Origin of the sequence: Nocardioides segetis, assembly GCF_051390595.1 — a bacterium.
GTDB lineage: Bacteria > Actinomycetota > Actinomycetes > Propionibacteriales > Nocardioidaceae > Nocardioides.
In genome coordinates this window covers 34,282-59,199 of record NZ_JBNINR010000004.1, presented here as the reverse complement: position 1 = coordinate 59,199, position 24,918 = coordinate 34,282, and the positions used below count along the sequence as shown (strand labels likewise).

At 72.5% G+C, this 24,918-nt stretch carries 24 protein-coding genes; 15 read left to right on the top strand and 9 right to left on the bottom strand.

Features of this window, described 5'->3' with window-relative positions; genetic code table 11:
* The first annotated feature begins 21 nt into the window (after positions 1-21).
* Positions 22-576, top strand: coding sequence for a ribosome recycling factor (gene frr, locus ACPZVR_RS08710; protein ID WP_436699541.1), 555 nt, complete (start codon positions 22-24; stop codon positions 574-576).
* 22 nt (positions 577-598) lie between these two features.
* Entirely contained in the window at positions 599-1,474 is an 876-nt protein-coding gene (locus ACPZVR_RS08705; RefSeq protein ID WP_436699185.1) for a phosphatidate cytidylyltransferase, read from the top strand.
* 9 nt (positions 1,475-1,483) lie between these two features.
* Here ACPZVR_RS08705 and ACPZVR_RS08700 read toward each other — a convergent pair whose 3' ends face one another.
* The 3 genes from ACPZVR_RS08700 to ACPZVR_RS08690 are packed head-to-tail and all read right to left on the bottom strand — an operon-like array spanning position 1,484 to position 3,997.
* A complete protein-coding gene (locus tag ACPZVR_RS08700; RefSeq protein WP_436699184.1) occupies positions 1,484-2,287 on the bottom strand; it encodes a tryptophan 2,3-dioxygenase in 804 nt (267 codons plus the stop codon).
* 10 nt (positions 2,288-2,297) lie between these two features.
* Positions 2,298-3,572, bottom strand: coding sequence for an RNA polymerase sigma factor (locus ACPZVR_RS08695; protein ID WP_436699183.1), 1,275 nt, complete (start codon positions 3,570-3,572; stop codon positions 2,298-2,300).
* Positions 3,569-3,997: a YciI family protein gene (locus ACPZVR_RS08690; RefSeq protein WP_436699182.1), complete on the bottom strand. Its 429-nt coding sequence runs from the start codon at positions 3,995-3,997 to the stop codon at positions 3,569-3,571. Before ACPZVR_RS08690 ends, ACPZVR_RS08695 begins: the two co-directional genes overlap by 4 nt.
* A gap of 240 nt (positions 3,998-4,237) precedes the next feature.
* Here ACPZVR_RS08690 and ACPZVR_RS08685 point away from each other — a divergent pair, with 240 nt between their 5' ends.
* The gene (locus ACPZVR_RS08685) at positions 4,238-4,609 is read left to right on the top strand and encodes a hypothetical protein (RefSeq protein WP_436699181.1); all 372 of its coding nucleotides are present in this window, start codon (positions 4,238-4,240) and stop codon (positions 4,607-4,609) included.
* A gap of 76 nt (positions 4,610-4,685) precedes the next feature.
* Entirely contained in the window at positions 4,686-5,831 is a 1,146-nt protein-coding gene (gene rlmN / locus ACPZVR_RS08680) for a dual-specificity RNA methyltransferase RlmN (RefSeq protein ID WP_436699180.1), read from the top strand.
* Between the two features lie 56 nt (positions 5,832-5,887).
* On the opposite strand, the gene ACPZVR_RS08675 is transcribed toward rlmN, so the two are convergent.
* On the bottom strand, positions 5,888-7,615 hold the full coding sequence (locus tag ACPZVR_RS08675) for a TIGR03767 family metallophosphoesterase (RefSeq protein WP_436699179.1): 1,728 nt from the start codon (positions 7,613-7,615) through the stop codon (positions 5,888-5,890).
* A gap of 143 nt (positions 7,616-7,758) precedes the next feature.
* Here ACPZVR_RS08675 and ACPZVR_RS08670 point away from each other — a divergent pair, with 143 nt between their 5' ends.
* Entirely contained in the window at positions 7,759-8,934 is a 1,176-nt protein-coding gene (locus tag ACPZVR_RS08670; RefSeq protein WP_436699178.1) for a glycosyltransferase family 4 protein, read from the top strand.
* On the opposite strand, the gene ACPZVR_RS08665 is transcribed toward ACPZVR_RS08670, so the two are convergent.
* Positions 8,915-9,871 carry an LOG family protein gene (locus ACPZVR_RS08665; RefSeq protein WP_436699177.1) on the bottom strand — a complete coding sequence of 319 codons (957 nt, stop codon included), beginning with the start codon at positions 9,869-9,871 and terminating at the stop codon, positions 8,915-8,917. The genes ACPZVR_RS08670 and ACPZVR_RS08665 overlap by 20 nt on opposite strands.
* A 126-nt stretch (positions 9,872-9,997) precedes the next feature.
* Here ACPZVR_RS08665 and ACPZVR_RS08660 point away from each other — a divergent pair, with 126 nt between their 5' ends.
* The 3 genes from ACPZVR_RS08660 (at position 9,998) to ACPZVR_RS08650 (ending at position 13,632) form a co-directional block, all read left to right on the top strand.
* Positions 9,998-11,284 (top strand): O-acetylhomoserine aminocarboxypropyltransferase/cysteine synthase family protein, encoded by a 1,287-nt coding sequence (locus tag ACPZVR_RS08660; protein WP_436699176.1) that lies wholly within the window; start codon positions 9,998-10,000, stop codon positions 11,282-11,284.
* A 31-nt stretch (positions 11,285-11,315) separates the two neighbouring features.
* The gene (metX, locus tag ACPZVR_RS08655; RefSeq protein ID WP_436699540.1) at positions 11,316-12,401 is read left to right on the top strand and encodes a homoserine O-acetyltransferase MetX; all 1,086 of its coding nucleotides are present in this window, start codon (positions 11,316-11,318) and stop codon (positions 12,399-12,401) included.
* A gap of 184 nt (positions 12,402-12,585) precedes the next feature.
* A complete protein-coding gene (locus ACPZVR_RS08650) occupies positions 12,586-13,632 on the top strand; it encodes a maleylacetate reductase (RefSeq protein WP_436699175.1) in 1,047 nt (348 codons plus the stop codon).
* 82 nt (positions 13,633-13,714) lie between these two features.
* Here ACPZVR_RS08650 and ACPZVR_RS08645 read toward each other — a convergent pair whose 3' ends face one another.
* The gene (locus ACPZVR_RS08645; RefSeq protein WP_436699174.1) at positions 13,715-14,566 is read right to left on the bottom strand and encodes a serine protein kinase RIO; all 852 of its coding nucleotides are present in this window, start codon (positions 14,564-14,566) and stop codon (positions 13,715-13,717) included.
* Positions 14,567-14,744: 178 nt separating this feature from the next.
* Here ACPZVR_RS08645 and ACPZVR_RS08640 point away from each other — a divergent pair, with 178 nt between their 5' ends.
* The 5 genes from ACPZVR_RS08640 to ACPZVR_RS08620 all read left to right on the top strand — a co-directional run bounded on the left by ACPZVR_RS08640 (position 14,745) and on the right by ACPZVR_RS08620 (position 18,971).
* Positions 14,745-16,223, top strand: coding sequence for a M1 family metallopeptidase (locus ACPZVR_RS08640; RefSeq protein ID WP_436699173.1), 1,479 nt, complete (start codon positions 14,745-14,747; stop codon positions 16,221-16,223).
* A 121-nt stretch (positions 16,224-16,344) separates the two neighbouring features.
* Positions 16,345-16,515, top strand: coding sequence for a hypothetical protein (locus ACPZVR_RS08635; protein WP_436699172.1), 171 nt, complete (start codon positions 16,345-16,347; stop codon positions 16,513-16,515).
* Between the two features lie 11 nt (positions 16,516-16,526).
* The gene (locus ACPZVR_RS08630) at positions 16,527-17,084 is read left to right on the top strand and encodes a PH domain-containing protein (RefSeq protein ID WP_436699171.1); all 558 of its coding nucleotides are present in this window, start codon (positions 16,527-16,529) and stop codon (positions 17,082-17,084) included.
* An 83-nt stretch (positions 17,085-17,167) separates the two neighbouring features.
* Entirely contained in the window at positions 17,168-18,139 is a 972-nt protein-coding gene (locus tag ACPZVR_RS08625; protein ID WP_436699170.1) for a co-chaperone YbbN, read from the top strand.
* Positions 18,140-18,212: 73 nt separating this feature from the next.
* On the top strand, positions 18,213-18,971 hold the full coding sequence (locus tag ACPZVR_RS08620) for an EI24 domain-containing protein (RefSeq protein WP_436699169.1): 759 nt from the start codon (positions 18,213-18,215) through the stop codon (positions 18,969-18,971).
* A gap of 24 nt (positions 18,972-18,995) precedes the next feature.
* On the opposite strand, the gene ACPZVR_RS08615 is transcribed toward ACPZVR_RS08620, so the two are convergent.
* On the bottom strand, positions 18,996-19,886 hold the full coding sequence (locus ACPZVR_RS08615) for a LysR family transcriptional regulator (protein ID WP_436699168.1): 891 nt from the start codon (positions 19,884-19,886) through the stop codon (positions 18,996-18,998).
* A 72-nt stretch (positions 19,887-19,958) separates the two neighbouring features.
* Between ACPZVR_RS08615 and ACPZVR_RS08610 the strand changes: the two genes are divergently transcribed.
* Positions 19,959-20,942 carry an EamA family transporter gene (locus ACPZVR_RS08610; protein ID WP_436699167.1) on the top strand — a complete coding sequence of 328 codons (984 nt, stop codon included), beginning with the start codon at positions 19,959-19,961 and terminating at the stop codon, positions 20,940-20,942.
* On the opposite strand, the gene ACPZVR_RS08605 is transcribed toward ACPZVR_RS08610, so the two are convergent.
* Positions 20,866-21,654, bottom strand: coding sequence for an NUDIX domain-containing protein (locus tag ACPZVR_RS08605; RefSeq protein ID WP_436699166.1), 789 nt, complete (start codon positions 21,652-21,654; stop codon positions 20,866-20,868). The two genes, ACPZVR_RS08610 and ACPZVR_RS08605, sit on opposite strands and share 77 nt — an antisense overlap.
* Positions 21,655-21,658: 4 nt before the next feature.
* Complete coding sequence (glgB, locus tag ACPZVR_RS08600) at positions 21,659-23,584, bottom strand: 1,4-alpha-glucan branching protein GlgB (protein WP_436699165.1); 1,926 nt, start codon at positions 23,582-23,584, stop codon at positions 21,659-21,661.
* Between the two features lie 35 nt (positions 23,585-23,619).
* On the opposite strand from glgB, the gene ACPZVR_RS08595 reads away from it, so the two are divergent.
* Positions 23,620-24,867: a multidrug effflux MFS transporter gene (locus ACPZVR_RS08595; protein ID WP_436699164.1), complete on the top strand. Its 1,248-nt coding sequence runs from the start codon at positions 23,620-23,622 to the stop codon at positions 24,865-24,867.
* Positions 24,868-24,918 lie beyond the last annotated feature (51 nt).

The following is a 24,918-nucleotide window of genomic DNA, read 5'->3' as shown; positions in this document are numbered from 1 at the left end:
CCAGACGAAGGAGAACCGGTGATCAACGACATCCTCGACGAGGCCGACCAGAAGATGGGCAAGTCGGTCGACGCGACCCGCGAGGAGTTCGCGGCGATCCGGGCCGGCCGCGCCCACCCGAGCATGTTCAGCAAGATCATGGTCGACTACTACGGCACTCCCACGCCCCTGCAGCAGCTGGCGTCCTTCACGGCTCCCGAGGCGCGGATCATCCTCGTCTCGCCGTACGACGTCGGCGCGCTCAACAATGTCGAGAAGGCCATCCGCGACTCCGACCTGGGCGTGAACCCGTCCAGCGACGGCAAGCAGCTGCGCTGCGTCTTCCCCGAGCTGACCGAGGAGCGCCGCAAGGAGTTCATCAAGCTCGCCAAGGAGAAGGCCGAGGGCGGCAAGGTCGCCGTGCGCCAGGTGCGCCAGAAGGCCAAGCAGGGCCTGGAGAAGCTCGAGAAGGACGGCGAGGTCGGCAAGGACGACGTCACCGGCGCCGAGAAGCGACTCGACGGCCTGACCAAGAAGCACACCGAGGCGATCGACGAGCTGCTCAAGAACAAGGAAGCCGAGCTGCTCGAGGTCTGACCTCCAGCTGCTCCCACACTCCATGTCCTCGACCTCCGACGACGCTGCCCCGACGAAGGACCACGGCCGCGCCGGCCGCGACCTGAAGGCGGCGGTCGGGTCCGCGGTCGTGCTCCTGACCGCGATCGCGGCCTCCCTGCTGTTCTGGAAGCCGGCGTTCATGGCGATCGTCGCGGTCGCCGTCGTCGTCGCGATGTGGGAGCTGCGCAAGGGCCTGCTCGCCAAGGACATCGACCTGCCCGAGCAGCCGCTGATGGTCGGCGGCGTCGTGATGGTGGTCGTCGCCTACCTCTGGGGCTCCGCGGCCCTGGTGACGGCCACCGCGGTGAGCGCGCTGGTGATCATGCTGTGGCTGCTGCGCCGCGGCATCGACGGCTACGTCAAGAACGCCACGGCGTCGGTCTTCGCGCTCGTCTACGTGCCCTTCCTGGGCTCGTTCGTGGCCCTGATGCTCGCCGAGGGCGGCCGCGACGGCGGTGGCCTCGACGACCCGGGTGTGAAGGGGATCATCACCTTCATCCTCGTGACGATCGCCTCCGACATCGGCGGGTACGTCGCCGGGGTGCTCTTCGGCAAGCACCCGATGGCACCGGTGATCTCCCCGAAGAAGTCCTGGGAGGGCTTCGCCGGGTCGGCCCTCGCCACCGTCGGCGCGGGGGTCGCCCTCGTCGTCTGGCTGCTCGACGGCGACTGGTGGATCGGCGTGGCCCTCGGCCTGATCGCGGTGGTCATGGCCACGCTCGGCGACCTGTGCGAGTCGGTCATCAAGCGCGACCTGGGCATCAAGGACATGAGCCAGGTGATCCCCGGACACGGCGGCCTGATGGACCGACTCGACTCGCTGCTCGCCACGATCGCGCCGATCTGGCTGCTGCTGCACTACGGCATCTTCACCTGAGCCGGCGGCTCACATCTCGCTGCGGATCGCCCACAGGTCGGGGAAGAGCGACCGGGTGACGGTGCTCCACAGGTAGGTCGCCCCCGAGGAGCCGCCGGTGCCGGGCTTGGCGCCGATGGTGCGCTCGACCATCTTCACGTGCCGGTAGCGCCACTCCTGCAGGCCCTCGTCGAGGTCGACCAGCCGCTCGGCGACCTGCGCGGCGCCACCGTCGTCGTCGTACGCCGCGAGGAGCAGGCGCTGCACGTCGGGCGACGGCTCCCAGGCGACAGCCAGGTCGCGGTCGAGGGCGGCCCGCGGGACGTCGTACCCCTGCGTGACGAGGTAGCGCAGGAACGAGTCGAACACCGACGGGCGCGACATCGCGGCGGCGATCCGCTCACGTCCACCGCTGCCGGCGGGGTAGTGCTCGAAGACGCGGGCGTCGCGGCGGCCGAGGGTCGCCTCGAGCTCGCGGAACTGCGCGGACTGGAAGCCGCTGGAGGCGTCGAGGCGGCCGCGGAAGCTGGTGAACTGGCGCGGGGTCATCGTCTCGAGCACGTCGACCTGGGCGACGTTGACCTTGAGGATCGTCAGCACCCGCCCGAGCGTGTGCAGCGCCCGCGGGGTGTCGCCGGCCTCGAGTCGCTCCTGGAGTCCGGCCAGCTCGTGCAGCATCTGCTTGAACCACAGCTCGTAGACCTGGTGGATCACGATGAAGAGCAGCTCGTCGTGCTCGTCGGAGCGCGGGTGCTGGGCGGAGAGCACGTCGTCGAGGGCGAGATAGCTGCTGTAGGTGAGGGACGGGTGCTGTCCCGGGGTGTGCTCGGTCACCGGTCTACTGTCACAGGTCGGCGAGCTTCCCGGCCAGTACGACGCGCTCGGACTCATTGCGGCACAGGTCGAGGGCGAGCTCGAGCGCCGCTCGGGCATCCTCGGTGCGACCCAGCCGCCGCAGCAGCTCGCCGCGGACCCCGGGCAGCATCGGGCTGCCCGCGAGGTCGCCTCCGGCGGCCACGGCGTCGACGAGGGGGAGGGCGGCGGCGGGGCCTGCCGCCATGGAGACCGCGACCGCGCGGTTGAGCTCGACGACCGGGGAGGGCGCGATCCGGCCGAGCGCCTCGTAGAGCGACACGATCCGGTCCCAGTCGGTCTCCGCGACCGACGAGGCGCGAGCGTGACAGGCGGCGATGGCGGCCTGGATGCCGTAGGCGCCCAGGCCCCGGCCGACCCGCTCGGCCCGGTCCAGGGCGGCCATGCCACGCCGGATCGCCGTCCGGTCCCAGCGGCGACGGTCCTGGTCCTCCAGGAGCACCGGCTCGCCGGTCGGCGTGGTCCGTGCCGGGAAGCGGGCGGCGGTCAGCTCGAGCAGCGCGAGGAGCCCGTGCACCTCGGGCTCCTCTGGCATCAGCCGGGCCAGGACCCGGGCCATCCGGACCGCCTCGCGGGCCAGGTCGGCCCGGATCCAGGCGTCGCCCGACGTCGCCGAGGAGCCCTCGGTGAAAATGACGTAGACGACGCCGAGCACGGCCCGCAGCCGGTCGCGCCACTCCTGCGGCTCCGGCACGACGAAGGCGACGCGGGCCGCCGCCAGCGTCTTCTTCGCGCGGGTGATCCGCGCCTGCACGGTCGCCGTCGGCACGAGGAAGGCCCGGGCGATCTCGTCGCTGGTCAGACCACCGACGGTGCGCAGCGTGAGCGCCACCTGCGACTCGGCGGACAGGGTCGGGTGACAGGCGATGAAGACCAGGGCGAGCAGGTCGTCGTCGATGCGGCCGGGATCGGCGAGCACGTCGAGATCGCCGTCGTCGGCCGCGGCCGTCCGGCTCGCCAGCTCCTGGCCCAGGACGGCGTAGCGCTCGTCGCGCGCCGCCCTGCGCCGGAAGCCGTCGATCGCGCGCCGCCGGCCCACCGTGAGCAGCCAGCCCGCCGGGTTCGCCGGGACGCCGTCGCGCGGCCACGCGACGAGCGCCTCGGCGAACGCCTCCTGGGCGAGATCCTCGGCCAGGGTGAAGTCGCCGGTGTAGCGGGCCAGCGCGCCGACGATCCGGGCGGACTCGATCCGCCACACGGCCTCGACGGCACGCCGGCCCTCCGCGGTCGGGGACGGCTCCGTCACAGCTGCCCGGTCGCCTCGCGCCAGGCCCGCTCCTTCTGGATCCACACGTTGTCCTGCGGGAACTCGTCGATCGAGCTGACCCGGCGGATCTCGGCCTTCATGCCGGGACCGGCGAGCGGGGCCCGCTTCGCCCACGCCGTGGCCTCCTCCAGCGACGCCACGTCGACGATCCAGTAGCCCCCGAACAGCTCCTTGGTCTCGCCGTACGGGCCGTCGGTCACGACCGGCGGCTGGCTGGAGTAGTCCACGACCACGCCGGTGGCCGGGTCGGGGTCGAGGCCCTCCGCGGCGACGAGGACGCCCGCCTGGATCATCTCGTCGTTGAACCGGCCCATCGACTCCAGGATCTCGTCGAACGAGATCCCGCTGTCGGCGAAGGCCGCCTCGGCCTCGCTGGTGGACCGCATGATCAGCATGTACTTCATGGTGTGCTCCGTGGTTGTCGGGGGTCGCCTCTCGACCCTTCCATCCCTCGGTCGATCGGGGAACCGGGGGATCGACATCGCCCGCGAACTTTCTCTCCGGCGACCTCAGGGCGACCTCGTGGCGACCGTGCGCCGACGTACCGGTGACGTGCCGGCGACCGCCCGGGCGGCCCGGTGCGCCGTCCCGGACGGACGGCTGATAGCGGCTCGTTGCCATCCGGCCGCTACGATCGCCCGGACATGACTGAGGCAGGCGACGGCCGCGTGGGCGGCGAGGTGGACGCACCGGACGACAGGTCCCGGCGCCCTGACTGGTTCCACCGCGGACACCCCGTGTTCTTCCCGCTCGCCGGCTTCTTCACGGGCATGGTGGCGGTCATCGTCGTCCCGGGCCTGTACGCCGCCATCATCAAGTGGGTCGCGGGCTACCAGCGGGTCGAGGAGCTGTTCCCGTTCGTCCTGCTGATGTTCGTCGTCCCGATCGGGCTGCTGGTGCCCCAGCACACCCGCCGGTTCGGCCGGTACCTGCTCCTCGGCATGGTCTCCACGGTGCTGGTCGTGGTCTGCGTCGGCGTGGGCGTGGTCTGGTTCTTGCTCAACAAGGACGCCTGAGCGTCCTGCGGCGCGCCTCGGTGCCGTTCCCGGGGGATTGGGCGCCTGTGCTCCCGGGTGGGAGAATCGTGGGGACATGTCCGAGCAGCCCGACGCGCAGCCGCGCCCGCTTCCCCTCGTCCTCGCCGAGCCGCGAGGGCGCAAGAAGCCACCCCGGCACCTGGCGGACCTGAGCGAGGCGGAGCGCAAGGACCTGCTGGTCGAGATGGGCCTCCCCGGCTTCCGGGCCAAGCAGCTCGGCATGCACTACTTCGGCCGGCTGGTCCACGACCCCGCCGAGATGACCGACCTGCCGGCCGCCCAGCGCGCCGAGCTCGTCGGCGCGCTCCTCCCGGACCTCATGGACCCGATCCGGCAGCAGAGCGCCGACAAGGGCAAGACGGTCAAGACGCTGTGGAGGCTCTTCGACGGCTCGCTCGTCGAGTCCGTGCTGATGCGCTACAAGGACCGGGCCACGATCTGCATCTCGAGCCAGGCCGGCTGCGGCATGGCCTGCCCGTTCTGCGCGACCGGGCAGGGTGGCCTGCAGCGCAACATGTCGACCGCGGAGATCGTGCACCAGGTGATCGTCGGCGCCCGCGCCATGGCCAACGGTGACGTCGCGGGCGGGCCGGGCCGGCTCTCCAACGTCGTGTTCATGGGCATGGGGGAGCCGCTCGCCAACTACAAGGCCACCCTCGGCGCCGTCCGCCGGCTCACCGAGCCGGCCCCCTCCGGGCTGGGACTCTCGGCGCGCCACGTGACGGTCTCCACCGTGGGCCTGGTGCCCCGGATCAGGCAGCTCGCGGGCGAGGGCATCCCGGTCACGCTCGCGCTGTCCCTGCACGCCCCCGACGACGAGCTGCGCAACGACCTGGTGCCGATCAACACCCGCTTCTCCGTCGCCGAGACCGTCGACGCCGCCTACGAGTACTTCGCTCGGACCGGCCGCCGGGTCTCGATCGAGTACGCCCTCATGCGCGACATCAACGACCAGGGTTGGCGAGCGGACCTGCTCGCCGACGTACTGTCCGCCGACGGCCGGGGCACGAGCTGGGTCCACGTCAACCCCATCCCGCTCAACGAGGTGCCGGGCTCCCAGTTCACCCGCTCCCGCGAGGAGGACATGGCCGAGTTCGTCCGCCGCCTCGAGGCGCGGGGCATCGCGGCGACGATGCGGGACACGCGGGGCAGTGAGATCGACGCGGCCTGCGGCCAGCTCGCCGCCGCGCCCATCGGCTGAGCGCTCTGCAGGCGCCGGCCGAGCTTGTAACCCTTGGTTACAAGCGGCGTGGGCGCCTACGCGAGGGGGTTGGCGACCAGGAGCTCGACATTGCGGTCGTCGAGGGTGCCGAGTCCGCCGTCGTGGTCGTGCCAGTCGTTGGCGGCGAGTTCCCGGGCGAGGCCGGCGAGCTGCTCGGGGGTGGCGGTGCCGGCGCCCGCGGAGGCGGGACCTGCGTGGTCGACCATCGTGGTGAAGATCGACAGGGTGCCGTCCCGGTTGTCGGCGATCTCGATGATCCGCGCCTGCTGCGGCCAGTCGATGTGGGAGGCCGTGGTGATCTCCCACAGGCCGCCGCCGCCCGGGCGCGGGCGCGGGCTGACCTGGTTGCGGTGGGTGTGGCCGTTGATCCAGGCGATGACCGAGGGCGTGGAGAGCAGCGCGTCGAGGACCGTGGCGCCGGTGACCCGCGCCTCCAGCGACCCGCCGGTGGCGATCAGCGGGTTGCCCATCGTCGTGGAGGTGTGGTGGCTGAAGACCATCACGATCTTGTCGCTGGACTGCGCCAGCAGTGCGGTGAGCCAGGCGAACTGGGTCGTGTCGAGCGAGCCGTCGGAGTACCCGTTGGGGTTGACGGTGTCGAGGACGACGAACCGGAACCGACCCTCGTCGAAGTGGTAGTACGCCGTGCCCTGCTGTCGGTTCGTGCTGGTGAAGCCGTGGCCGAAGGGCGCGCCGCCGAGCAGGAAGTGCTGCTCCACGATCTGCTTGCGGGTGAGCAGGCGGCGATCGCGATCCGGGGTCACCAGCCGCACGGTCGCGCTGGTGGCTCCGCTGAGCAGGGTGGTCAACAGCCCGGCGGGGTCGCCGGTGAGGTCCTCGAGCAGCTGACCGGGGTCGAGGCCGAGCGGCGGCGAGATGATCTTCAGGGCGCCGAGCGCGATCAGGTTGAGCTGCAGCGTGGAGGCGGGGAAGTTGCCCTGCGCGAGGCCGTCGTGGTTGCCGAAGACGGAGTACCAGGGGATGGTCAGCCCCTCGGCGGTGAAGGGGCGGCGCGCGGCGTCGAGCAGCCCCGGGACGACGGGGAAGCCGTACTCCGCGCGCGGGCGGTCGACCGGCCGCCCGTTCGGGTTGCCCTCGGGGTGCCAGTACGCGCCGTCGTAGGTCGCCTTGAGGCTGTCGGCGACGCCCTCCCACTTGGTGAGGCGCCCGGAGTCGACGCGCATCGGGCCGCCGTTGAGGGCGGTTATATTCCAGCGGACCTCGTTGAGCTGGGAGTTGTCGGAGTTGTCGCCCGTCTGGATGGCCAGCGCGAACGGCGTGCCGGTGACCGGGCCGCTGCCGATCCGGTTGATCGCGCGCACCATCGAGTCGGCGACCTGTCCGGTCAGCATCTCCTGGGGCCGGTACGCCGAGCTGAACAGCCCGATGGCGGGCAGGGGACTGGGGTCGTCGAGGCGGTCGGTCCACTCCAGGCGCAGCGGTGACTGGGCGTCGACGATGTGGACGTCGCTGAGCTGGACGAACGAGAGGAGGCCCTCCCGGCGCGCGGCGCGGCCCGCGTCGCCGAGGACGCCGAGCGCGGTGCGGGTCCGGTGCGGCTCGCCGGCGGCGGCGATCACGCCGCGATAGCCGCCCGGCCCGGCGGGGCCGGGCAGGTAGGTCCGGCCGAGGGTCGCGGGCGCGCCCGGCGCCGGGTCGGCGGCAGCCGCGGAGCGCAGCACACCGGGGAGCGCGGTGGCCGCCGCGGCGAGGCCACCGGCGGCGATGGCGTTGCGGATCAGGTTTCGGCGAGTGATCTCCACGAACCGGCAACGAGCCGGGGGTGGGCCGGGTCACGTCCGGCGCGGGCCCCGTGGGCGGCGTACCCCTGTCGTTCACGAACGGGTCGCCGGACACTCGCGCAACCGTGACGGCCCGTTGGGGAGCGCTCCCTAGCGTCGGTGTCATGGCTGAGGTCATGAGCGAGGCGATGAGTGAGGCCGTGAGTGGTGCGGGCCGGCTCCGCGTCCTGGTGGTCGCCGAGTCCTTTCTCCCGCAGATCAACGGGGTGACCAACTCGGTCCGGCGGGTGCTCGAGCACCTCGCGGCCGAGGGGCACCACGCCGAGCTCATGGCGCCGACCGGCCCGGACACGTACGCCGGGTTCCGGGTCCGTCGCGCCCGGGGTGCGAACCTGCCGTTCTACCCGGACTTCCGGGTCGGGTTGGAGACCCGGCGCCGGTTGCGCCAGCGGATGGTCCGGTTCCGCCCCGACGTCGTCCACATCGCGTCGCCCGCGACGCTCGGCTTCCAGGCCGCTCGCGCCGCCGAGGAGCTGGGCATCCCGACCGTCGCGATCTACCAGACCGACCTGGTCGGCTTCGCCGAGCGGTACGACGTCCCGGGCGGGGTGCGCGCGGCGGCGGGCCTCACGCGGCGCATCCACCAGCATGTCGACCGCACCCTGGCCCCGTCGACGGCCAGCATCGACCAGCTCCGGGCGCTCGGCGTGCCGCACGTGCACCGCTGGGGCCGCGGGGTGGACCTGAACGCCTTCCATCCGCGTCACCGCGACGAGGCCCTGCGACGGCGGATCGCCCCGGACGGCCGGCTCCTCGTCGGGTACGTCGGACGGCTGGCCGCCGAGAAGGAGCTCGACCTGCTGCGTCATCTGGCGGACGACGCACGCTACGCCCTGGTGGTCGTGGGCGCGGGGCCCGAGGAGCAGCGCCTGCGCGGTCTGCTGGGCGGGCGGGCGACCTTCCTCGGGCTGCTGCACGGAGCCGACCTGAGCCGCGCCTACGCGGCGCTCGACGTTTTCGTGCACACCGGGCGCTACGAGACCTACTGCCAGGCGGCCCAGGAGGCGCTGGCCTCGGGCGTACCGGTGGTCGCCCCGGCGGCCGGCGGCCCGGTGGACGTGGTCGCGGACGGGGCCTCGGGTCTGCTGTACCGCCCCGGTGACGGCGCGGACCTGGCGGCCGCGGTCGACCGGCTGGTGCGCGACGCGGACCTGCGGGCCCGGATGGCCGCGACCGCGCTGCGTGCGGTGCAGGAGCGGTCCTGGTACGCGATCAACGAGCAGCTGGTCGCGCACTACCGTGCGGTGGCCGGGGGAGAGGTCAGCGCCCGCGTGGCGTGAACAGCGCCGCGGCCTCCTCGACCGTGTCGACGAGATGGACGTGTTGCTCCATCGCGCGGCCGCGGGCGAGGGCCTGAAGCAGCGGCCAGGCCGGGAGCCGCTCGGTCCAGTAGCGCCGTCCGACGAGCACCATCGGGGCCACGTCCTCGTCGGCGGCGTAGTAGTTCTCGCAGGCGTCCTGGAAGATCTCCTGCACCGTGCCGCCCGCGCCGGGCAGGAACACGATCCCCGCGTCGCACACCATGAGCAGGATCGCCTCGCGCAGCGCGTTGCGGAAGTACTTCGCGATGGCGGTCGCGAACAGGTTCGGCGGCTCGTGGCCGTAGTGCCAGGTCGGTACGCCGAGCGAGGGGCTCGGCTCCGGAGCGAGGTCGAGGGCGGCGCGGGCCGCGCCCACCCACGCGTCGACCGAGGGCCGGAACGACGGGACGTCGGCGACCCGGCGCAGGGCCTCGGCGAGCGCGTCCGGGGGAGCGGCGGCCATCCGCCCACCGAGGTTGGCGGCCTCCATCGCGCCCGGCCCGCCGCCGGTGGCGACGACATGGTGGCGACCGAGCAGGGCACCGAGGCGCGCCGCGTCGTCGTACGCCGGGGTGCCGCGGTCGGCGGCGTGACCGCCCATCACGCCGACCAGGCCCCGGCCGCCCGGTGCGGCGGCCCAGTCGCCGAGGGCGGTGTCGATCGCCTGGTCGTGCAGCACCTCGGCCAGCGCCTCGGCGGGCCCCGAGGTGGCCAGCGCCCAGTGGTAGGCGCGGCTGTCGAAGGACTCGGCGTAGACCGGCGCGTCGTAGAGCTCGTCGGGCGTGTAGAGCCGGGTGCGGGTGATGTCGAGGCCGGCGACGTGACTGCCCGCCGCGGCGCCGGCGCCGGCCTCGAGGGCGTGGTCGTCGTCGGTGCGGCACTCGACGACGACGGTCCGGGCGCGGGTGCTCCTCACGGCCCGGACGCTACCCGGCCGGGTGTCTGCTCTGTGGGATGCCATTTGTCTAGTGATTAACTTGACTTTAATCTTGGTGAGACATCGCCCCGTCTCATCGCAGGGGCCAGCGACAGGAGCCACCCGATGACCTATCGTCCCGAGACCCTCGCCGTCCACGCCGGCCAGGAGCAGGCCGACCCCGCCACCAACGCGCGGGCGGTGCCGATCTACCAGACGACGTCGTACGTCTTCAACGACACCGAGCACGCCGCGAACCTGTTCGCCCTCGCCGAGCCGGGCAACATCTACACCCGGATCATGAACCCGACGCAGTCGGTCTTCGAGGACCGGATGACCCAGCTCGAGGGCGGCGTCGGCGCGCTCGCCACGGCCTCCGGCTCGTCCGCGGTGACCTACGCGGTGCTCAACCTGACCTACGCCGGCGACAACATCGTCGCCCTCTCGACGCTGTACGGCGGCACCTACGCGCTCTTCGCCCACACGCTGCCGCAGTTCGGCATCGAGGTCCGCTTCGTCGACCCGGACCGCCCCGAGGACCTCGCGAAGCACGTCGACGAGAAGACCAAGCTGGTCTTCGCCGAGACGGTGGGCAACCCGAAGATCAACGTCGTCGACATCCGGGCCTGGGCCGACGCGGCCCACGCCCAGGGCCTGCCGCTGATCGTCGACAACACCGCGCCGACGCCGTACCTCGCCCGCGTCTTCGACCAGGGCGCCGACGTGGCGGTGCACGCCGCGACCAAGTACATCGGCGGTCACGGCACCTCCATCGGCGGCATCATCGTCGACTCCGGCAACTTCGACTGGGCGGCGCACGCCGAGCGGTTCCCCGGCCTCACCCGGCCCGACGGCGCCTACCACGGTGTCGTGTGGACCGAGGCGGTCGGCAACCTCGCCTACATCATCCGCGCCCGGACCGTGCTGCTGCGCAACACCGGCGCCGCCGTCGCGCCGCTCAACTCCTGGCTCTTCCTGCAGGGCCTGGAGACCCTGCACCTGCGCATGGAGCGGCACAGCGCCAACGCGCTCGCCGTCGCGGAGTACCTCCAGGGCCACGACGCGGTGTCCTGGGTGAGCTACCCGGGCCTCGCCGACAGCCCCTACAAGGCCGTCGCCGACCGGACCTTCACCGGCAAGGGCTACGGCGGCCTGGTCAGTTTCGGCGTGAAGTCGGGCCGCGACGGCGGCAAGCGGTTCGTCGAGGCGCTGGGGCTGTTCAGCCACCTCGCCAACATCGGCGACACCAAGTCGCTGGCGATCCACAACGCGACCACGACGCACTCGCAGCTCACCCCCGAGGAGCTCGAGGCGGCCGGCGTGCCCGAGGACATGGTGCGGCTCTCGATCGGCATCGAGAACGTCGACGACATCATCGCCGACCTCGAGCAGGCCCTCGCCGCGTCGAAGTGAGGCGCCGGTAGGTTCATCGCCCGTGGGGACGATGGGATATGTCGAGACGCAGCGGGTCGTGCTCGCCACCGAGCGCGACCCGCTGGTCCTGACGGGCGGTGCGGCGCTCGAGCACGTCGAGGTCGCCTACGAGACCTATGGCGAGCTCAACGCGGCGCGGGACAACGCCGTGATGGTGTGCCACGCCCTGACCGGCGACGCCCACGCGGCCGGCCTGCACCTCGGCGCCAAGCGACGCGGCTGGTGGGACAACCTGATCGGTCCCGGCAAGGCCGTCGACACCGACCGCTTCTTCGTCGTGAGCGCCAACCTGCTCGGCGGCTGCTCCGGGACCACCGGGCCGTCGTCGATCGACCCCGCCACGGGACGGGCCTACGGGCCGGACTTCCCGGCCCTCGACATGGCCGACTTCGTGGCCGCGCACCGACGGCTCCTGGACCATCTCGGCGTCGGGCGGCTGCATGCCGCGGTCGGCGGCTCGATGGGCGGCATGCAGATCCTCGAGTGGGCGCTGCGGGAGCCCGACCGGATCGACCGTGCCGTCCTGGTCGCCGCGAGCTCGCGACTGACCACCGAGAACATCGCGTTCTCCTCCGTCGCCCGGGCCGCGATCATGGAGGACCCCGACTTCCACGGCGGGCGGTACGCCGAGCACGGCGTCACGCCGCGACACGGGCTCAAGATCGCGCGGATGATGGCCCACATCACCTACGTCTCCGACATCTCGCTGGAGACGAAGTTCGGCCACCGGCGCGACACCACGGGCCTGGACCGGCGCCTCGGCACGGACTTCGAGGTCGAGCACTACCTCCAGCACCAGGGGGAGAGCTTCCTGGACCGCTTCGACGCGCTGTCCTACCTCCACCTGACCCGGCCGATGGACTACTTCGACCCGTTCGGCACCCACCCGGACGCCGTACCGTCGACCCGCTTCCGGCTGGTCTCCTTCGACTCGGACTGGCGCTTCCCGACCGCCCACTCGCTGCGGATCCGCGACCAGCTGGCGGCCCGCGGAGTCAGCGTGGAGCACACCGAGCTCACCTCGCCCTGGGGCCACGACTCCTTCCTGCTCGAGCCGCCCGGCTACCACGACCTGGTGCGCTCCTTCCTCGACTGAGCCGGGATCCACCGATTCCCCGCTGCTGCGCGCCACCAGCCAGGCGCGCTGGCGGCGTTGCGGACGCTCGACGGTGCAACCAGACCGCCGTCGCGCCCGTGCCTTGCCATCGCACCCGTCTGGTGACGCTCGCGACGCGGCCAATCGGTGGATCCAGGCTGAGCCCATCCGGCAGACTGGCGGCGTGTTCGTGCATGACGCCCAGCCGATGCGGGTGATCTTCGGGACCGGCGCCGTCGAGCGGGTGGCCGAGGAGGTCGATCGTCTCGGCCTGCGCCGGGTGCTCGTGCTCGCGACGCCCCGGCAGGGGGCGCTCGCCGCGCGGGTCACGGCCGTGCTGGGCGACCGCGCGGCCGGGACCTACGACGGCGCGCGGATGCACGTCCCCGCGGAGACCGTCGCCGCGGCGGAGCAGGCGCTCGCCGCGACGGGCGCGGACGGCTGCCTGGCGATCGGCGGCGGTTCCACGATCGGACTGGCCAAGGCCCTGTCCCTGCGGCACGGCGTGCCGTCGGTGGTCGTCCCCACGACCTACGCCGGCTCCGAGATGACGCCGATCTGGGGACTCACCGAGGACGGCCGCAAGACGACCGGCCGGGACCCCGTGGTACTGCCGCGCTCGGTGGTCTACGACCCCGAGCTCACCCACGACCTGCCCGCCGCCGTGTCGGGGCCGAGCGGGCTGAACGCGATCGCGCACGCGGTCGAGGCGCTCTACGCGCCCGACGGCACCCCGGTCGTCAGCGCGCTGGCCGAGCGCGGGGTCCGCGACCTGGCGACCGCGCTGCCGTCGGTCGTCGCCGACGGGAGCGACGCCGACGCGCGGAGCCGGGCGCTCGAGGGTGCCTGGCTGTGCGGCGCCTGTCTCGGGGCCACGACGATGGGCCTCCACCACAAGCTGTGCCACGCCCTCGGCGGCATGCTGGACCTGCCGCACGCCGAGACCCACGCGATCGTGCTCCCGCACGTCGCGGCCTACAACCTCCCGGTCGCGCCCGAGGCGGAGGCCGTGCTGCGCCGCGCGCTCGACACCGGCGACGTGCCCGGCGCGCTGCGTGGGCTCGCCCGGCGAGTCGGCGTGCCCGACGGTCTGCGGGCGCTCGGCGTCGACCACGCCGACCTCGCCCGCGTCGTGGACGAGGTCCTCGCGGCGCCGTACCGCAACCCGCGCACGCCGACCCGAGACGACCTCGAGGAGCTCCTCGAGGCCGCCTGGCGAGGCGGGTCCTGACCTGGGCGGCAGCGCGGCGGGAGGCGGCCTCCGGGAACTTGCTTTGCTTTCGCGCCGCCGGAGACGCGCTCGCCCCGAGGGATCAGAACGCTTGGGCCATCAGGTCCCCGAACAGCTCCTGCGGGTCGACCTCCAGGCCCCGGCGGGCGAACCACGCGCACACGTTGGTGCAGTCGCGCAGCAGGAAGTCGAAGCCCTGGGCGTTGCCGGCCAGGTCGACCAGCTGCGGCAGGTCGATGACGACGAGCCGCTCGCCGGCGGCCAGGATGTTGTAGGCCGACAGGTCGCCGTGCACCAGCCCGGCCTCCACGAGCGTGAGCAGGACCGCCCGCAGCTGGTCGAAGTACGACGCCAGCAGCGCCGGCTCCGGCCGCGTCTGCGCCAGCCGGGGCGCGGTGTCGCCGTCGACGGTGATCCACTCCATCAGGATCTCCGTCCCGTCGACCTGCACCGGATAGGGCACCGGGAGGCCGAGGGACCAGCAGCGGTTGAGCGCCGTCCACTCCGAGACCGCCCACTCGCCGGCGGCGACCTCCCGGCCGAAGGTGCTCTTGCGCTTGATCGCCCGCTCGTCGCGGGAGCGCTTCATGCTGCGGCCCTCGGTGTAGGCCGCGGAGCGGTGGAAGCTGCGGTGCTCCGGCGAGCGGTAGCGCTTCGCGGCCATCACGACGCTCTGCGCCGGGTCGTGGGGGTCGGTCCGGTCGAGCAGGAAGACGTCGGCCTCCTTGCCGGTCTTCAGGATGCCGAGGTCGGTGTCGATCGCCCCCTGGGACGTGACGACCCAGTCGGGGCGGGGCTCGGGGCCACGGGACAGCGGCTCGACGTCGAGCCAGGTGGACCAGCGCTGGCCGTCCTCGAGGTCGTCGTAGGCGACGTAGTCGAAGACGAAGCGGGGGTCGAGATCAGAGTCGGGAGAGAGGTTCTCCTGGGACACGGTGGTTCCTTGGGGTCGAGAGGATGCGGTCTGAGGGCAGGCCGGCGACAGCGATCGACATGTCACGCTCCTCTCGACGGGTCCGCGCGATCACGCGGACGGACAGGGACACCCTGCTGGATCCGTGGGTGGCGCGGCAACTGGTTTATCGGCGCCCGCATCGGCGTACATTGACCCGGTGCGTCGACCTCCCGCCCCGCTGGCCCTGCTCCTCGTCCTGCTGGTGGGCCTGCCCGCCCTCGCCACCATGTCCGGGCTCCCGGTCGCCCGGGCCGACGGCCCGGAGCGCTCCGAGAGCGCCGCGGAGCCCGCTCCCGGGTCGGCGCAGGGCGGTGACCCGTACTGGCCGCAGGACGGCAACGGCGGCACCGACGCCCAGCACTACCGCATCCAGGTGCGCTACGACTTCGCCAGCGGACGGCTCACCGGCCGCACCGCGATCACCATGACCGCGACGGCCGACCTGAGCAGCCTCTCCCTCGACCTGCTGCTGCCGGCGACCGCGGTGTGGGTCGACAACCGGGCCGCGAAGTTCCGCCGGGCGGGCAAGCACGAGCTGCGGGTCACCCCGAAGCGGCCGATCGCGGCCGGCGCCCGGTTCAAGGTCGTCGTGAAGTACGCCGGGCGGCCGGCGCGCTACGGCTACGCCGGTGAGCGCAACTGGCTCGCGAACCGCACCGAGGTCGTCGCCATGAACCAGCCGCACATGGCTCCGTGGTGGTTCCCGTCCAACGACCACCCGAGCGACAAGGCGACCTTCGACATCCGGGTCACGGCCCCGAAGGGCAAGCAGGTCGTCAGCAACGGCGTGCGCGCCGGACGCAAGGTCGCCGGCGGCCTGGCCACCACGCGGTGGCGGATGACCGACCCGATGGCGACCTACCTGGCGTTCTTCGCCGCCGGGCCCTACGTCATCGACCGCGGCACCACGGCTGCGGGCATCCCGTTCTACAACGCGGTCTCGAAGGGGATCCCGGGTGCGGAGCGTCGGCAGGTCCGCCGCACCCTCGGCCGCACCGCCGCCATCACCGACTGGCTGCAGACCCGGCTGGGGCCCTACCCGTTCGCCACCACCGGCGGTCTGGTGACCGGCCTCGACGTCGGCTTCGCCCTCGAGAACCAGTCGCGCCCGACGTACGGTCGCTGGATCTATCCGGGCGTCGTCGTCCACGAGCTGGCCCACCAGTGGTTCGGCGACAGCGTCGCCGTGCAGCGCTGGCGCGACATCTGGCTCAACGAGGGCTTCGCGACCTATATGGAGGCGGAGTACACCGCGGCACAGGGCGGGGTCAGCGTCGAGACCTTCCTCGAGCGCATGTGGGCGCGCACCTGTCGCACCCCCACGTCGGAGTTCTGGCGCCTCGACCTCTCGAACCCCGGGCCCGAGCAGATCTTCGCCGAGCCGGTCTACGACCGGGGCGCGATGGTGGTCGCCGCCCTCCGCAACCGGATTGGACCTGCCGACTTCGACGCGCTGCTGCGCCGCTGGGTCGCCGAGCACCACGACGGCAACGCGACCGTCGAGCAGTTCCAGGCGCTCGCCGAGACCGTGTCGGGCCAGACGGACCTCGACGGGTTCTTCGACGCGTGGCTGCGCGGCGGCCGGGCGCCGGAGGCGACGTCGGCCAACGGCCTCGGTACCGCCGTCTGCCCCTGATCGCCGCGGTGCCCGACGGCACCCCGGGCGCGCCTCCCGTGTGACCGGTGGTGCCTTTGGTACGAATGTGGGGATCTGTGCCCTCGGGGGCATGCCCGCACATGGATGGAGACGCCCGCACATGGACGCCAAGAAGCTGATCGCGCTCGTGGTGATCGTGTTCCTCGGGTTCTGGATGTTCACCGATCCGTCCGGTCTCGCGGACACCTCGAAGTCGGCCGCCAGCAACGGATGGGACCTCACGACGCAGGCGTTCGACGGGGTCATCGACTTCGTCGGCGCGATGGACTGACCCGCGCCGCCATGCCTCCGCTGCCCGAGGTCCCCGGAGTCGTCCCCGGCTTCGTGGCCCGGCTCGGCGACCCGAAGATCGGCAAGCACCTGCTGCGCGACGAGGGCGAGGTCGTGGTCGACGAGGTGACCCACCACTGGTTCGCCTACGTGCGGCCGGTCCTCGTCTCGACCCTCGCGATGGTGCTGCTCGTCGCGAGCTGGTTCGTGTCGGTCCAGGTCGCGTGGTTCCTCATCGTCGTCGCTGCCCTGCTCCTCGTCCGGGCCGGCTGGGTCGCCCTCGGCGTGCTCCGCGACCGCTTCGTCATCACGAACATGCGCGTCTTCCGGGTGCACGGCGTGCTGTCGCAGAGCCTCGCGACCATGCCGCTGAGCCGGATCCTCGACATCTCGGTGAAGAAGCCGCTGCACGGCCGGATCCTCGGCTTCGGCCACTTCTGCTTCGAGTCCGCCGCCCAAGAGCAGGGCCTGCGCGACATCCGGTACGTCGGGCGACCCGACGAGCGCGACCTCGCCATCCAGCGCGTGGTCCAGCGGTCCGGCCTGCGTGGCCCCCGCGTTCCCAACTGACGACGTCGGACGAGTCGGATGAGTGAGCGTGACCTCCTGACCACTCTCGCCCACCCGACTGCGGGGTTCGTAGGATTGCGCCCATGACGCAGCAGCCGTTCTCCCGACCCGGTGCGATCGACCTGTCCGCCCTCAAGCGGACTCCGCCGCCCGCGGGCGGTGGCGCTCCCGGCGGCGCCCCCGGCGCGACGTCCGGCGCGGGCGGCGGCTCGACGTCGGCGTACTCCGTCGCCGTCGACGAGGCCAACTTCCAGTCCGTGCTCGAGGCCTCCATGACCGCGCCCGTGGTGCTGGTGTTCGCCTCGCCGTCCCAGTCGCCGGAGAGCGCCCAGCTGGCGCTCGACGTCGCGACGGTCGCGGACGAGTACGACGGTCGCTTCCTCGCCGCGACCATCGACGTGGACGCCGTGCCGCAGATCGCCCAGGCGATGCAGATCCCCCAGGTGCCGCTGATGCTGGTCCTCCTCGACGGGCGTCCGGCGACGCAGCCGATCCCCGGCGCCGCGCCGATCGACGACATCCGGGCGCTGTTCAACCAGCTCGCCCAGCAGCTCACCGCCCAGGGCATCACCGGCCGCCACCAGCCCAACTCGTTCGGGGCCGCCGGCGGTGCCGAGGCGGCCGAGGGGGAGGAGCCCGGTCTCGACCCGCGCTACGCCCCGGCTCAGGAGGCGCTCGCGGCCGGCGACATCGACGCCGCGGTCGCGGAGTACCAGAAGCTGGTCGACGCCAACCCGGTCGACCACGAGGCCGCGGCCGGACTGGCCATGGCCAAGGTCCTGCAGCGGACCCAGGGGGTCGACCTCAACGCCGCCCGCGCCGCCGCGGCCGCAGCCCCCGACGACGTCGACGCCCAGACCATGGTCGCCGACCTCGACATGCTCGGTGGCCACGTGGAGGACGCCTTCGCCCGGCTCGTCGAGCTGGTCCGGCGCACGAGCGGCAAGGACCGCGACAAGGCTCGCGAGCATCTCGTCGGGCTGTTCGGCGCGGTCGGCAACGACGACCCACGCGTCCTCAAGGGCCGCCAGGCCCTCGCCTCCGCCCTGTTCTGAGCCGATGGGCCGAGCGTGTCGCAGACGCCGCTCGCCCATGGGCCGAGCATGACCGGACAGGTCGGCCACTGACATGGGGTTCGGACGCGGTGCGGGGTTCCTGCTGCGGGGGCTGCGGCTGTGGCGCGAGCGCCCGCGGCTGATGCTGTGGGGGATCGTCCCGGCCGTGGTCGTCGGCATCGTCGTGCTGGCCCTGTTCGTGACGCTGGTCTTCGTGACCGACGATCTCGTCGGCTGGGCGACCCCGTTCGCCGACGACTGGGACGAGGCCCTGCGCGGGCTGTTCCGCGGCGCGCTCTACCTCCTGGTGCTGGCCGGCGCCGCCATGCTCGCCATCGTCACGTTCACCGGGCTCACGCTCGCCGTCGGCGACCCCTTCTACGAGAAGATCTGGAAGGAGGTCGAGCTCTCGCTCGGTGGCGACGTCCCCGACCGCGGGGTCGGCTGGCTCCGCGGCGCGGTCGACGGCCTGGTGCTCGTGGTGTTCGGTGTGCTCACGGCGGTCGGCGTCTTCGTGGTCGGACTGCTGCCCGTCATCGGCTCGGTCGTCGGCGCGGTCCTCGGGCTGGTGGTCGCCGGGCGGCTGCTCGCCGGCGAGCTCGTCTCTCGTCCGCTCGAAGCCCGTGGCATGGACCGGGCCGCCCGGGCCGCGCTGATGCGACGCCACCGCGGGGCGATGCTCGGGTTCGGCGTGTGCGTCCAGGCCTGCTTCCTGGTGCCGCTGGGCGGCATCCTGGTGATGCCCGCGGCCGTCGCGGGGGCGACGTACCTCGCCCGAGCCGCCCTGGACGGCGGTTCACCTACCGAAATTGTCGAGAACCGGCCGCTCTGACGACAAATTCGGTAGGTGCGTGACTCAGATCCGGGCGAACGCGTCCAAGACCGCCTGCACGGCGGGCGAGTCCGCCATCGTGCGCCGGTGCAGGGCGTCGATGAGGCGGACCGGCTCCGGGTCCGCCACGGGTACGGCGACCAGGTCGTCGCCGAGCGACGCGCGTCCCATGCGAGGGATCAGCGCGACCCCGAGGCCGGCCCGGACCAGGGCCAGGTGGGACTCGAACTCCGCCGAGACATGCGCGATCCGCGGCGGGCGGCCGGTGCCGTCGTACATCCGGGAGAGCCACTGGCGGCAGATCGTGCTCTCGGGCGTGGCGATCCAGCCGACGTCGAGCAGATCGCGCGGCGTGACCCGGTCGCGGCGGGCCAGCGGGTCGGCGCGGTGGACGATCAGGTCGGCGACGTCGCCGGGCAGGGGAGTGGCGGCGACGTGGTCGGGCACGGCGAGCGGCACCCCGCCCCAGCGGTGCACGATGCCCAGCTCGACCTGGCCGCTGGCGACCAGGTCGACGACGTCCCAGGGCTCGGCCTCGCGCAGGGTGAGCGTGAGGCCGGGATGGGCGTCGCACAGGTCGCGCGCGATCGGCGCGACGAGCCCGCGCATCGCGGTGGAGAAGGCGGCCAGTCGGAGCCGCCCGGCGACCACTCCGGCGCGTTGCTGCAGGGACGTCTCGAGCTGTTCGAGGTCGGCGAGCACCTGCTCGCCGGCATCGACGAGGTGCTGGCCGTGGCTGGTGAGCATCACGCCGCGGCCGACCCGCTCCAGCAGCGGGACGCCGGTCTGCCGCTCCAGGCGCTTGACCTGCTGGGAGACGGCGCTCGGGGTGTAGCCCGTCGCCGCGGCGGCGCCGATCACGGAGCCGTGCGTGGCGACGGCGCGCAGGCCGGCGAGCGCATCCAGATCGATCATGCAGCGACGCTACATCATTCGGCGCACTTCTATTCGCTGGTACTTCAACGTTGGAGCCGTGATGCTGGACGCGTGAGCCGTCGCGACCAGTCCCTCGCCGTCCTCGTCGCCGTGATCTGGGGCTTCAACTTCGTCGTGATCGACTGGGGCATGGGCGAGGTCCCGCCGCTGCTGTTCCTCGCGGCGCGCTTCCTCGCCGTGGTCGTCCCGGCGATCCTCCTGCTCGACCCGCCGCCGGTGCCGTGGCGCACGGTGGCGGCGGTCGGACTGTTCATGTCGCTGGGCCAGTTCGCGTTCCTGTACGTCGCCATGGACGCGGGGATGCCGCCCGGGCTGGCGGGGCTGGTGCTGCAGGCCCAGGTGGTGCTGACCATCCTGCTGGCCGCCGGCGTGCTGCGCGAGCGGCCGACCCGGCCCCAGATCCTCGGCGTCGTTCTCGGCGTCGTGGGGCTGGGGGTCGTCGGGCTCGGCCGGGGCGGGCACGTCCCCGCGCTCGCCCTCGCGCTGTGCCTGCTCGCCGCGTTGATGTGGGCGATCGGCAACGTCGTCTCGCGCGCCTCGGGCGCCACCGGCGGGCTGTCCCTCACCGTCTGGTCAGCGCTGGTCGTCCCCGTCCCGCTGGTGCTCCTCTCGCTCGTGCTCGACGGGTCGGCGGCGGTCGCCGACGGCGTCGCCGCCTTCGGGTGGCGGGCCGCGATCTCGACCCTCTACACCGCGGGCCTGGCCTCGCTGGTGGGCTACGGCATCTTCAACGGCCTGCTCTCACGCAACCCGTCGGCGGCGGTCGTCCCCTGGATCCTGCTCGTCCCGCCCGTCGCCATCGGCTCGGCGTGGGCGCTGCTCGACGAGGTGCCGTCCGCCGGGGAGCTGATCGGGGGCGCGGTGCTCGTGCTCGGGGTGCTCGTGTCGTCACGCAACGACCGAAATCGTCGTGGACCGGCCCGCTCGACGACCAATTCGGTAGTTGAACCGCGGCCCCTCAGCGACCCGACTCGGTGTACGCCGGACCCGTCCCCGCCAGGCTCGCCAGCGCGGCCCGCACCCGCCGGGCGGTGAAGTCGGCCGCCCGCTCGTCGATCTCGGCGAGGGTCAGGAAGTCGGCGGTCTTGATCTCCCGGGCCTGGGGCACGACCTGCTGCACGATCGACGCGGGATGGACCCCACCGTCGAAGACCAGGCAGAGCGCGTCGTCCCAGCCGCCCCACGGCGGCAGCCAGTCGGTGAGCAGGAGCGGCCCGGCGTCGATCGTGAGGTCGAGCTCCTCCTCGACCTCACGGGCCACCGCGACCCGGGGGGACTCGCCGACCTCGACCACGCCACCGGGCAGGTCCCAGTCGGACTTGTAGGTCAGGTTGCACATGAGCACCCGCAGCTCCGGGCCCTCGGCGCCGGACACCTCGGCGTCGCGGATCAGCATCTGCCCGATCCCGCGCTTGCGGGGCAGGAAGGAGTTGAGGAGCGCGCGGAACCCGCCCGGCTCGTGCACGGGGGTGTCGTCGACGAGGCGGGCGTAGACGACCACGTCGCCGGCCCGGCCGCGCTGCACGCCCTCGCGCCGCAGCCCCGACCAGGTCGCGATCCGCTGGGCCTCGGCGTCGTCGATCGCGACCTTGACCTCGACGCGCTCGTGGTCGGTGAGGGCCGCAGCGACCTGGCGGCGGACCACGTCGACGGCTGCCTGCCACCCGCGGTCGGTCAGGTCGGAGGTCCAGGTCAGCCGGGCGATGCCGTCGTCGACGGTCCAGTGGCTGATCTCGGGCTCGGGCACGCCCTCACCTTAGGGGTGCGCGCAACCAGAGGGTGGCGAGAGGGGGCACGACGAGATCGGCGTACGCGGGGCTGCCGCCGGGCGCCGCGGACTCGAGGGGCCCGGCCGGCCGCGCGTGGACGACGCCGAGGTTGCCGACCCCGCTGCCGCCGTACGCCGTCGCGTCGGTGTTGAGCAGCTCGACCCACTCGCCGGCGAGGGGGAGGCCGAGGCGGTAGTCGTGCGGGACGGCGGCGAAGTTGGTGACGCACACCAGGTCCGGCGTACCGGGCTCGTCGGCGCGACGGATGAAGGAGAAGACGTTGTGGCCGGCGTCCTGCGCGTCGATCCATGAGAAGCCGGCGGGGTCGTTGTCGAGGCGCCACAGGGCGGGCTCCTCGCGGTAGCGCGCGTTGAGGTCGCGCACGAAGGCGTGCACCCCCGCGTGGTCGGGCTTCTGCAGCAGCCACCAGTCGAGCTCGCGGGCCTCGGCCCACTCCGTCTCTTGGGCCAGCTCGGTGCCCATCATCACCAGCTGCTTGCCGGGATGGGCCCACATGTAGGCGAGATAGGCGCGCAGCGTGGCGAGCTGCTGCCAGCGGTCGCCGGGCATCTTGCGGACCAGGGACCCCTTGCCGTGGACCACCTCGTCGTGGCTGAGCGGCAGCACGTAGTTCTCGGAGAAGGCGTAGACGAGCGAGAACGCCATCTCGCCGTGGTGGTAGGAGCGGTGCACGGGGTCGTGGGCGAGGTAGCGCAGGCTGTCGTGCATCCAGCCCATGTTCCACTTGAAGCCGAAGCCCAGACCGCCGCCCGACGTCGCCCCGGTGACCCCCGGCCAGGCGGTCGACTCCTCGGCGATCGTCACGATGCCCGGCACCCGCTTGTAGACCGTGGCGTTGAGCTCCTGCAGGAACTGCACGGCCTCGAGATGCTCGTGGCCGCCGTACCGGTTGGGACTCCACTCGCCGTCGTCGCGGCCGTAGTCGAGGTAGAGCATCGAGGCGACGCCGTCGACGCGCAGGCCGTCGACGTGGAACTCCTCGAGCCAGTAGAGCGCGTTGGCCACCAGGAAGTTACGGACCTCGGGCCGGCCGAAGTCGAAGATGTGCGAGCCCCACTCGGGATGCCAGCCGCGGCGCGGGTCGGGGTGCTCGTAGAGCGGGGTGCCGTCGAAGCGGACCAGTGCCCAGTCGTCGGTCGCGAAGTGGCCCGGCACCCAGTCCAGGATCACAGCGATCCCGGCGGCGTGCAGCGCGTCGACGAGCCGGCGGAAGCCGTCGGGGTCGCCGAAGCGCGCGTCGGGGGCGAAGTACGACGTCACGTGGTAGCCCCACGAGCCGCCGAAGGGATGCTGCATCACGGGCATCAGCTCGACGTGGGTGAACCCGAGGTCGGCGAGGTAGTGCGGGAGATCCGCGGCGAGCTCGTCGTAGGACCAGAAGGAGCCGTCCGGATGGCGCTTCCACGAGCCGAGGTGGAGCTCGTAGGTCGCCATCGGCTCGTGGACGGGCGACCGGCCCGCGCGGGCGGCGAGCCAGGCGTCGTCCTGCCACACGTGGCTGCTGGTGAAGACGCGCGACGCGGTCGCCGGCGGTGTCTCCGCGTGGAAGGCCATCGGGTCGGCCTTGTGGCGCCAGATCCCGTCGGCGCCCTCGACGACGTACTTGTAGGACGCGCCGGAGGCCGCCGCGGGGACGAAGGTCTCCCACAGGCCCGAGCCGACGGCCGTCATCCGGTGCGCGTTGCCGTCCCAGCCGTTGAAGTCGCCGACCACGCTGACGTTGCGGGCGTTGGGCGCCCAGACCACGAAGCTGGTGCCGGGCTCGGGATCCTCGTGCACGTGCGCGCCGAGGACGTGCCAGAGGAGCTCGTGTCGACCCTCCGCTATCAGGTGGAGGTCGACCTCTCCGAGTGTCGTTCCGGATGTGCGGCGCGGGACGGGCGGCATCTCCATGAGTCTAACCGGTAGGGAATGATGCGCGAGTGAGCGAACGCACCGGCTGGCGGTATGCCGTCCTCGTCCCTGTTGTCTTGGCTGCGCTCTCGATGATCGGCCCGTTCAGCATCGACACGCCGTTCCCGGCGTTCCCGGAGATGGGCCGTGAGCTGGGGGCGGGGACCGAGGCCCTCCAGCTGATCGTCACCGTCTACCTCGGGGCGTTCGCCGTGATGAGCGTGTTCCACGGCCCGCTCTCGGACGCCCTCGGGCGCCGGCCGGTGATGGCTGCGGGGATCGCGGTCTACGTCCTGGCGTCGCTCGGGTGCGCGTTCGCCGGCAGCCTGCCGGTGCTCCTGGTCTTCCGGGCGCTGCAGGGCCTGAGCGCGGGCGCCGCGACCATCGTGAGCCGCACCGTGATCCGCGACCTCTTCGACGGCCCGCAGGCGCAGCGGCTGATGAGTCGGGTCGCCATCATCTTCGGCGTCGCCCCGGCGATCGGCCCGCTGCTCGGCGGCGCCCTGCTCCAGCTCGGTCCGTGGCCGCTCATCTTCGCCTTCCAGGCCACGCTCGGCGTCGCCCTCATCCTGGCGGTGCTCTTCCTGCTGCCGGAGACCCACCCGCGTGAGCGGCGGGTCCCGCTGCGCGTCGGTGCCGTCCTCGGCGGCCTGGTCCAGGTCGCGCGGGAGGGCGCCTTCCACCGGCTCGGCTGGGCCACCGCCCTGATCTTCGGCGCCCAGTTCCTCTACATCGGCGGGGCCGCGGTGTTCGTCGTCGACGTCCTCGGCCAGGGCGAGCTGGACTTCTGGAAGCTCTTCGTCCCGATGATCGGCGCGATGATGATCGGCTCGTGGCTGTGCGGCCGCGCCGCCGGCCGGATCTCCGCCCGCCGCCTGGTCTCGATCGGCTGCACGACGTCGTTCGCCGGCGGGGTGCTGGCGGTCGTCGTGGCGGCGACGCCGGCGGGCGACCGGATGCCGTGGGCCGTCGTCGGCGTTTCCCTCATCGCCCTGGGCAACGGCATCACCTACCCGACCCTCCAGCTGATGCTCCTCGACCGGTTCCCGGCCCGCCGGGGAGCGGTCGTGTCGCTGGCCTCGTTCCTCGCCCTCGTCCTCAACGCGGTGACGGCCGTCGCCGTGGTCCCGTTCCTCGGCTCGGCGCTCGGCTTCGCCGTCGCGGCACTCGTCGGCGTGGGCGCCGGACAGCTGTGCTGGGCCTGGCACTGCGCCCTCGAGGACCGTGACTGCGCGGTGTCGGGGGTCGGTGACCGGGAGCCGGTGGAGCTGCTGTAGGGGGATGCAGGAATCGCCGGTCGACCGGTGATTCCCGCGCTTGTCGGGCGT